The sequence below is a fragment of the Mesorhizobium sp. M1338 genome, from assembly GCF_040318045.1.
Lineage (GTDB): Bacteria > Pseudomonadota > Alphaproteobacteria > Rhizobiales > Rhizobiaceae > Mesorhizobium.
Genome location: NZ_JAMYLL010000145.1, coordinates 1 through 850, shown reverse-complemented (window position 1 = coordinate 850; position 850 = coordinate 1). Strand labels below are relative to the sequence as shown.

The 850-nt window shown below is 67.3% G+C and carries 1 protein-coding gene; it reads left to right on the top strand.

Features of this window, described 5'->3' with window-relative positions; translation table 11 throughout:
* The coding region (locus tag NKH19_RS33375; RefSeq protein ID WP_352983975.1) for a condensation domain-containing protein at positions 1 to 850 on the top strand (850 nt) is incomplete at both ends.

Sequence of the window (850 nt, the reverse complement as noted above, 5' to 3'; positions counted from 1 at the left end):
CGCCACGACAACTTCTTCGAACTGGGCGGCCATTCGCTCCTGGCGGTGCAGCTGATGGAGCGGCTGCGGCGGCTGTCGCTGGGGGTGGAGGTGCGTGCCCTGTTCGCCAGGCCGGTGCTGGCCGATCTTGCCGCAAGCCTGGGCAGCCATCACGAGGTGGCGGTGCCTGCCAACCTGATCACCGAACACAGCACGGCAATTACGCCGCAGATGCTGCCGCTCATCGAGCTGGCCCAGCCGGAGATCGACCGGATCGTCGCCACGGTGCCCGGCGGCGTCGGCAACATCCAGGACATTTATGGGTTGTCGCCGCTGCAGGACGGCATCCTGTTCCATCATCTGCTGGCGACGAAGGGCGATCCATATTTGCTGGTCTCGCAGATGGCGTTTGCCGAGCGCGGCCAGTTGGAGCGCTATCTTGGCGCCGTTCAGCAGGTGGTGGACCGACACGACATTTTGCGTACGGCCTTTGTCTGGGAGGGGCTGTCGAGCCCGGCCCAGGTGGTGTGGCGGCGTGCGCCGCTGGAGGTGACCGAGGTCGAGCTGGATGCGTGTGACGGTTCCGGCGCCGAGGAGTTCAGGCGCCGGTTTGATCCGCGCCGGCACCGCATCGACCTTGGCCGGGCGCCGTTGTTGCGGTTTGTGATCGCGCGCGAGCCCGGCAGCGGGCGCTGGCTGCTGCTGGAGCTGCAGCATCATCTGATCGGGGATCACACGACGCTGGAAGTGATGCATGCCGAGGTGCGGGCCGTGCTCCGCGGGCAGGCGCATGAGCTTGCGGCACCGCAGCCGTTCCGCAATCTGGTGGCGCAGGCGCGGCTGGGGGTCGATGCCAAGGCGCATGAGGAGT